The organism is Candidatus Wallbacteria bacterium, from assembly GCA_028687545.1.
GTDB lineage: Bacteria > Muiribacteriota > JAQTZZ01 > JAQTZZ01 > JAQTZZ01 > JAQTZZ01.
Genome location: JAQTZZ010000092.1, coordinates 1 through 7,310, shown reverse-complemented (window position 1 = coordinate 7,310; position 7,310 = coordinate 1). Strand labels below are relative to the sequence as shown.

The 7,310-nt window shown below is 46.7% G+C and carries 9 protein-coding genes; all 9 read left to right on the top strand.

The features are described 5' to 3' along the window. The first annotated feature begins 217 nt into the window (after positions 1-217). Positions 218-1,414, top strand: a complete 1,197-nt coding sequence (locus PHW04_18815) for a hypothetical protein (GenBank protein ID MDD2717946.1) — start codon at positions 218-220, stop codon at positions 1,412-1,414. 123 nt (positions 1,415-1,537) lie between these two features. Then, entirely contained in the window at positions 1,538-1,714 is a 177-nt protein-coding gene (locus PHW04_18810; GenBank protein ID MDD2717945.1) for a hypothetical protein, read from the top strand. A gap of 87 nt (positions 1,715-1,801) precedes the next feature. Continuing rightward, a complete protein-coding gene (locus PHW04_18805) occupies positions 1,802-2,380 on the top strand; it encodes a TetR/AcrR family transcriptional regulator (protein ID MDD2717944.1) in 579 nt (192 codons plus the stop codon). After that, a complete protein-coding gene (locus PHW04_18800; GenBank protein MDD2717943.1) occupies positions 2,380-2,667 on the top strand; it encodes a hypothetical protein in 288 nt (95 codons plus the stop codon). The genes PHW04_18805 and PHW04_18800 overlap by 1 nt, the downstream gene beginning before the upstream one ends. A 93-nt stretch (positions 2,668-2,760) precedes the next feature. After that, a complete protein-coding gene (locus PHW04_18795) occupies positions 2,761-4,950 on the top strand; it encodes a DUF2339 domain-containing protein (protein MDD2717942.1) in 2,190 nt (729 codons plus the stop codon). 1 nt (position 4,951) lies between these two features. Next, positions 4,952-6,274, top strand: coding sequence for a hypothetical protein (locus tag PHW04_18790; GenBank protein MDD2717941.1), 1,323 nt, complete (start codon positions 4,952-4,954; stop codon positions 6,272-6,274). A gap of 5 nt (positions 6,275-6,279) precedes the next feature. Beyond that, positions 6,280-6,726: a hypothetical protein gene (locus PHW04_18785; GenBank protein MDD2717940.1), complete on the top strand. Its 447-nt coding sequence runs from the start codon at positions 6,280-6,282 to the stop codon at positions 6,724-6,726. A 52-nt stretch (positions 6,727-6,778) separates the two neighbouring features. Further along, on the top strand, positions 6,779-6,985 hold the full coding sequence (locus PHW04_18780) for a DUF2283 domain-containing protein (protein ID MDD2717939.1): 207 nt from the start codon (positions 6,779-6,781) through the stop codon (positions 6,983-6,985). 140 nt (positions 6,986-7,125) lie between these two features. After that, on the top strand, positions 7,126-7,310 hold a 185-nt coding region (locus PHW04_18775), incomplete at its 3' end, for a hypothetical protein (GenBank protein MDD2717938.1).

The following is a 7,310-nucleotide window of genomic DNA, read 5'->3' as shown; positions in this document are numbered from 1 at the left end:
CCCAGTCTGCAGCTGGATCTGACCTGGCCGGTAATCCTGACCGGAATGATCCTCGGCGCATTAATTTCAACGGTTATGCAGTTTGGAGAATATTTTAAATACGGCAGAATGCATTTGTTTTCCCTGTAGGGGCGGGTTTAATACCCGCCCGCCGAAGGCCATGCGAAATGTGCGTTCAACCCGGATGGGCCCGTCCAGGTGATTATAGGAGGATACTATGAAAAAGAAAAATGTAGTCCGTTTCCTGTACGCGATCCTTCTCAGCGGCGCGGCCCTGATCCTGTTTGTTAAATTCCTGGTCAATCCGCTTCTGCAGTATTGCAACACTCCTGAAAACTGGAGTTCCCTGAAGCAGCTGCCAGCTGATTATTACAATGCTGAACAGCGCGAATTCGCTTCTTTAGTCACATCATTGCTCAGAGAAAAATCCGGAATAGTTCCAGGCAGTCAGGAGGTTGCCCTGGATGCACAGGATCTCAAGCGGCTTTCAGCCATCCGCACTGATCCTGAATCTCTGGCCAGGCTTTTTTCCGGAGGCCATGATATTTACCCAAACAGATTCTCAAACAGTTTCAAACTGGAAGAGGGATCAGCAGACAGTCTGACCAGTTTCTGGTCCCGTTACAGGCAGTTTGTGCGCTCAATCACTGCTGTGGCCCGGGAATCCCTGAATCAAGGCGACACAGTTGAGGGGTTCGGATATCTCAGGAAAAACCTGGTGCTCGGCCTGGCGATCAGCAAGGGCATGGGTGGGGACCTGAACCTGCTTCACCCGCTGCTTGGCACAGCCATCCTGAAACAGGATTTTTACATTCCCATGCTTTCATTCATTGAAAAAAATCCGGTACAGGCAATTTCTTCAGCTCCTGAAATTCTGGATCTGATCGCGCTCGAAGATTCGCAGCATGTGGATTGTGCGGCTGCAATCTCAGGTGAGGAAAATTGCGGCCTGCGGATTATCAGTGTTTTGAAGAAAAAATTTCCGCTGCAGATCTGGTTCCTGGAACTTGCCCTGAACAGAGGGAAAAATTCAGAAAACATGTACAAAAATTACATGGATGGCGCGATCCTGACTGTCAATACACCTTCAGGCAGGCTGTCCGGATATTATGAAGAGCAGAAGAAGAAGATGCCTTCAATGTCTCCTATCGGGCTGATCATTCCTTCCATGGCAAACTTAGACGTTAAATTCCTGGAGCTGGACGCTCTGCGCGGACTGACACGCTCCGCGCTAACCGGAAAGGCAAGCGAGGATCCATTTGATTCCGCGCAGCCACTCAAAGCAAAAGCAGATGGAGACAATGTGATTCTTTATTCGATCGGAAAGGATGGAATCGATGATCAGGGCAGGGGAGACCTGAGCCTGAAGACCCCGGACATAGCGATCAAAATTCCTGCCAGACTCTGGAAATGAATTTATCTGCAGCATATTAACCAGACAAAAGACTGTTCAAACCAATTGGACCCACATGGTGAAAGCAGTCTTTTCGCTTTGGATCTGGAAATTTCCCGAAAAAGGTGGTAATTAATATCGATCATGACATTGCTTGAACGCTTGAAACGCATCCGTGAACTTAAAGAATACATCAAGTATAAGGATTCTCAATTCTGGGAAGACTCTCCATACCACGATATGAAAATAGCGGCAGCCAGGAAAGAGCTGAATGATCTGAATGGCTCTCTAATCACAAAAATACTCAGTTCCTTTTTTTGATTAAAAAGTCAGAAACAGATTCTTGACAGTCGTCAAGATTTAAGTAATAATATTAATGAGTGAGCGTTCACTTTAATGGAGGAAATGATGTCTAGACCAGTCAGGAAGCGATCCATAATCGAAGACACGGCGATCAGATTGTTTGCCAGGAAAGGGCTGGCAGGAACGACGATCAAGGATATAGCCGAGCAATGCGGTGTAGCTGAGGGCACATTATACGGATATTACAAAGGTAAAAATGAAATGGCCTGGGCTTTGTTTACCAGGGAAGTGGAGAAATTCACTACTGCTCTGGAAGCGATACTCTTTGATCCTGATAAGGGTATGCATGAGCGGATCTATGCTGGAGTCAGATTCACCTTTGATTATTATCAAATGGATCCTGAACGTTTTGCCTTCATTCTGATCAATCAGCACGATTTTCCGGAAAAATGCCTGCTGGACGGCTGGCATAATCCTTATGAGCTGATCAGCAAGTTCATTCTGAAAGGTATTGAGGACAAGAGCTTACCGGCCGGAATTCCTCCAGAAATGATGGTGGCGCATCTTTTCGGCCTGATCCTGCAGCCTCTTGTCATGCACAGATATGGACGCATCAAGATCGAACTGGACCAAGCTGCCAGAATAGTCGCACAGGCTTGCTTGCGCCTGATGGAGGTGCGCTGATGACTAAGACCCTGACAATCAATACACTTAATGCGCTCATCGGGAGGAATATTCGATCCTTAGAGATGCTTGGAGTGATTATGCGGATCTTCAGTTTTTCGCTCGTCAGCTGGCTGGGACCAAAAAGTCCGTTTGTTTTTGTCTGGGCATTCAACACTACGGACGCGGTCATCCTGTCCTGGTGCTCGATCATCAAGAAAGATAGGGCATATACGGTTTTGAATCTGTTCTGGGTTCTGATAGGTGTAATCGGGATGATGAGAGCAATCGGTTTTGGAATTCAATAGTTGATGGAAGCCAATCATACCGAAGAAAGGGAAAGGATTTAAAAGCACCCGGATTTCTGATAGTATTGAAACATAATTCTTGAGGAGGGCTCATTGCGCTGTACAAAATGCGGACATCAAAATAGTGAAAACGCCAAATTCTGCGTGGCCTGCGGAAACCCCCTTTCAGTCAGGAGAGGCAAATTCGTCTGCCCAGCCTGTGGAAAGACCGTCGCTTTTCCGGTCAAGCTCTGCTCCTGCGGCCATCAGTTTGAACCTGAAGTTCAGGAACAGCTGCAAGTCTATTTTGAACTGAAATCACAACTGAAGAGCCTGAAAACAGTCGGTACTAACCTGACTGAAAACCTCAATCAGATGGATCACAAAATGGAATGGCTCGAAGAAAGTCTGGCCAAACTTTTTGGAATGGAAGGACAGGTTGAATCTAAACCAAATGCCGAAATTAATGCAGAATATAAAACTGAGCAGGCAAAAGAGCAGCTGAGTCCTGAAGCTGTGAAACCAGTGCAGGTGAAACCGGAATCAGCGAAACCAGAGCTGGTGGGACAAGAGCCTCTGAAACCGGAACTTGTGAAACCCGTGCCTGTGAAGCCGGAAACGATATCCAGGCCTTCTCCCAAGCCATATCCGCCGGTTAAACCCAAAGTCTCTGCAAGTTCAAAAAATGTTATTCCTGAGGAATTCAGCCTGGAAATGTTTCTGGGTCTGAAGGGACTGCTGGTGATCGGCATCGTGGCAGTGATTGTCGGCACTGCCTTTTTCATTAAATATTCCTTTGACAACAACTGGGTCGGCCCAGCAGGCCGTGTCACAATGGCCTACCTGTTCGCAGCAGCGATCCTTGGCAGCGGCAAGTTTTTCCATCAGAAGAAATACGACATACTGGGATTGTATCTGATCGGCGGCGGTGTAGCCATGCTGTATGCCTCAACCTGGGGCTCTTTCCAGATCTACCATTTATTCCCTCAGGCACTGGCTTTCTGCCTGATGATCCTGGTCACCATCTTTGCAGTCACCCTTTCCATCATCTTCGACACCCGCTGGCTTTCCATCCTGGCTCTGGTGGGCGGTTTCTCCACACCCATGCTCCTCTCCACAGGAGTGGACAACCAGGCTGTCCTGATGTCCTACATGGTGATGCTCAATCTGGGCATGATCGGCGTTGCCATGAAAAAGCGCTGGAATCTTCTGAACACGCTCTGTTTCATTTTCACATATGTGATTTTTACCGGCTGGTATGACAAGTATTATGATGATTCCAAATTCGTACTCACTTTTGTGTTTTTGAATCTCTTTTTCCTGATCCATGCTGCCAGGCCTTTTATCAGTGAACTCATGTCAGCGGAGTCCCCAAAGGGAGAGTGCTATTCAGTGCTGCTGATGAATTCCTTCATCGCCTTTGGATTCAACTATTCCATGATCAAAAACCTGTATGGCCTGGAATGGGTCAGCCTGATCAGCGTAGCCTATGCCGCGATCTTTCTTTTCATGGCTGCAGAACTCCACAGCCGCGCTGTCTCTGAATCATTCTACTTCCTGGTCGGGAATGCGGCCTTGTTTCTGATCATCACTGTGCCGATCCTTTTTTCCGGCCACTGGATTACTGTATTCTGGATGATCCAGGCAGTGATTCTGCTCTACATCGGACTCCAGGTCAACCGCGGGATGCTTGCCAACTCGGGATTCATACTGCTGATCCTGACGCTCTGCAAGTTCCTGTTCTACGATTATTCTGAAGTTTTCAATTACAGCTTCAATCGTTTTGCTGTGGACGGAGGATTCGATACGCAGCTGATAGAGAGGCTGATCACCATTGTCTTTATCCTGGGAGGAACTTACATTTTTGCCTACCTTTGCCGGGAAGGATCTTCAGTCTTAACAAAACAGTCACTGCAGACTCTGAATTATTATCCCGAACTTTTCACTCTCTGGGGGATTCTGCTTTTTATAGTGCTCAATCTGGAAACATCCGCATTTTTCTACGACTATCTTCCCAAAGCCAGGCTGGCTTCGATCTCTGTACTGTGGACTGTGTTTTCAATCTCTCTGATCCTGATCGGCTTTAGAAAGGACAATTCAGCGATCCGCAAGGCTTCGCTGATTCTTTTCCTGCTGACTATCCTGAAGGTTTTCCTGATCGACATTTCACAGATCAGCGCACCTTACCACATAGTATCGTTCATTGTGCTGGGCCTGATCCTGATCGGAGCGTCATATCTCTACAATATATATAAGCAGCCGATGCTGGATGCTTTAAAAGGAAGCAACTCCAAGGAGAGATGAAATGAACCGTATTCTATTAGCATCATTCATATTCTGTGTTTTTGCTTTTGCAGATCCGAATCCGGATTTCAAATTTTCCGCTCCTTTGATTGGGACCATGACCAAAAACCAGCTGTACAGCCTGCACCTCAGCGGAGACATCATCAGGAAATCCTCTGATGGTTTCACTGATCTGCGCCTGTTTAACAAGAATGGTCAGGAAGTGCCGTATGTGATCCTGCGCAGTGTCGATCCTGGCGAACCTGATAAAACCCTGGCCATGGAAATAATCAATTACAGTTCAGACACAGGATCTGTCACTATCATTGCGAGGCTGCCGCAGGAGTATCAGCCTGCGGACCGGATTTATCTTGATATCCCTGACCAGGATTTCAATCGCCTGGTGATTGTTGAAACCAGCAAGGATATGAAAAAATGGGAACTGATCAAAGAGGACAGAATTTATGACTTTACCAGCCAGGTAAATCTGCGCAAAACCTGGTTCGATCTGGGAGAAAATTATTTCCGCTTCTTCCGCCTTACGATCAAGGATGAAACTGCAAAAAAGGATCGTGAAGAACTTAAAATCAAAGTACAGGGCCTGGACCTGATGCTCGGCAACACCCCGGAAAAGCGTTTGAAGATCGGTTCACTCCATGCCCAGGCTTTCGGCAGGAAAAAAGAGAAGATTGAGTTTGACGAGGAAAGATTTAATTCCTCGGCTTTGATCGATGAACAGAAAAATTCCAATTTTTTTCTGGAAGCCGGACTGCCTGCTGACAGGATCCTGTTTGAAACAGGGGACGAATATTATCAGAGGTTTGTAGTATTGCAGGTAAGCCAGACCGGCAAGGAAAATGATTTCAAATTTTTCACCCAGGACCAGATCTACAAATTTCCACTGCTTGGCAAGGAAGAATCCTCCAATCTGATCAGGCCACAGTCTCCGAAAACAGCTTTTTATAAAATCCAGATCATCAACAAGAACAATCCTCCGATCACTGTTCATGGGATCACCCTGCAGTGGGTAAAATATCTGCTGGTTTTTTCAGCTCCTGAAGACGCAGGCGGAATCAACCTCTGCTTCGGTAACAGAGCTTTGAAAAAGCCGGAGTATGATCTGTCTGTGCGGGTCAATCAGGGGAACTGGTACCAGCAGAACCTCCCTGCCCTTGAAATAGGCGCGATCGAGGAAAACAGATCTTTCAGGGATACAACTCCGACTGAGCAGAAAGCGTCAGCCGAAAAAGCGCTTCTGACAGTCGTAATTTTAATGATCGTAGCTTTTCTCGGCTACTGGCTTTTAAAACTATTGAAGAACACCAAACCCGGAACCCCTGTCTGAGAGGCATGAGGAAAACTTTCTTTTTCCTTTTACTCTTCAGCCTGCGCGCATTTGCTGCGGATTATATCTCCTTTTCCTTCAATGATGCACAAATCAGGGACGTGTTGCGTGCCATAGCCAGAACTGCAGGGGTCAACATCATCATCGAGAAATCAGTGGAAGGGAAGATCACACTTTCCCTCAAAGAAGTCTATTACGAGCGCGCCCTGCAGCTGATCGCTGCCACCAACGGTTATCATGTCATGAAAGTCGACAATGTTTACACAGTGGGCAATCTCGCGAATTTTGAGGACACCCAGATCCGCTTATACATGACAGGCTGGACAGATCCTGAGGCAATGAAAAAGATTGTGGATAAGCACGCCAAAACCCCGGGCGTGATCCCTCTGATCGTCAACCACGGGGCCACGATTGAAGTGCTGACTACTGCTGAAGCAGGGGCAAAGCCTTAAAATTTTCTTGAAACAATGCATTTTTCGACAGACGGTTCAAGGGGGATTAACCATGAAAATCAGGTATTTTACGGATACTGACACTGCTTTGATCGAGTTTTCCGGCGGAACTGTAGCCGAAACTAGGGAAATCTCGGAAAACCTCTTCATCGATCTGGATGAAAAGGGGAACCTGACCAGCATGACCATCGAGCACGCCAAAGAAAAGGCAGGCATTTCAGAGATTTCGTATCTGCTGATGGATAAGAATGTTGCCTGAAATCCGTTCTCTTATTATTTTTAGAAAAAATTCAGCACTTTCACAAATCAAGCGAAGTTTTAAATTGGTAACAAATTGTAACAATCTGTAACTTGATGTTTTGAAGTTTTCAGGCATACTGATACCAGAAATCGTTTGCGATGGAGGGCAGCATTTATAAGGCAGGAATCTGGATACTGCTGGCACTGATGTTCTCGGCGGGTGCCGTCTGCGCCAAAAAGCCTGTTTATATAGCCTTTCTCTGGCACATGCACCAGCCGATCTACTGGCCGGGCGAAAACATAATGCAGACTTCCAGCAATCCTTCCTGCACAGACCACTGCAT

Coding starts and splice junctions, on each gene's coding strand:
- PHW04_18815 (MDD2717946.1), top strand. CDS start 218: ATGAAAAAGAAAAATGTAGTCCGTTTCCTGTACGCGATCCTTCTCAGC.
- PHW04_18810 (MDD2717945.1), top strand. CDS start 1,538: ATGACATTGCTTGAACGCTTGAAACGCATCCGTGAACTTAAAGAATAC.
- PHW04_18805 (MDD2717944.1), top strand. CDS start 1,802: ATGTCTAGACCAGTCAGGAAGCGATCCATAATCGAAGACACGGCGATC.
- PHW04_18800 (MDD2717943.1), top strand. CDS start 2,380: ATGACTAAGACCCTGACAATCAATACACTTAATGCGCTCATCGGGAGG.
- PHW04_18790 (MDD2717941.1), top strand. CDS start 4,952: ATGAACCGTATTCTATTAGCATCATTCATATTCTGTGTTTTTGCTTTT.
- PHW04_18785 (MDD2717940.1), top strand. CDS start 6,280: ATGAGGAAAACTTTCTTTTTCCTTTTACTCTTCAGCCTGCGCGCATTT.
- PHW04_18780 (MDD2717939.1), top strand. CDS start 6,779: ATGAAAATCAGGTATTTTACGGATACTGACACTGCTTTGATCGAGTTT.